The sequence below is a fragment of the Streptomyces beijiangensis genome, from assembly GCF_017315755.1.
Classification (GTDB): Bacteria; Actinomycetota; Actinomycetes; order Streptomycetales; family Streptomycetaceae; genus Streptomyces; species Streptomyces beijiangensis.
On sequence record NZ_JAFLRJ010001241.1, the window covers coordinates 1 to 423 of the forward strand.

General features: G+C 76.1%; 1 protein-coding gene. It reads left to right on the forward strand.

Translation table 11 applies throughout. The features are described 5' to 3' along the window. A partial coding sequence (locus J0695_RS41340; RefSeq protein ID WP_206969952.1) for a PDZ domain-containing protein occupies positions 1-423 on the forward strand: 423 nt, incomplete at both ends.

The window sequence follows — 423 nt, forward strand, 5'->3', positions numbered from 1 at the left end:
TCCCCGACGCCTCGCCCGCTTCGTCCACTTCGTCGGCGACCGTGTCCCCGCAGGCCCTGGAGAAGGCCGCCGCCGACGCCGAAGCCGACGGGAAGTCCGGTACGGACGCGGCCGAGGAAGTCGTCAGCCGCAGCGGCGACCGCTGGGGCGCGGTGTACGACGAGTACGAGGAGTTCGAGCAGGCCCTCGACGGCCGGTACACCGGCGTCGGGCTCGGCGCCCGTCGCGCGCGCGCCGGGCGCATCGAGGTCTCCGCCGTCCAGCCCGGCGGGCCCGCGGCCCTGGCCGGGGTCCGGGCCGGCGATCTGATCCGTACGATCGACGGCCATCGCGTGACGGCCAGCCCTGTCACCGAGGTCGTCTCGCAGCTGCGCGGGCACGACGGCGGCAAGGGCTCGTCCGCCGCTCCGCGCACGGCCGTGA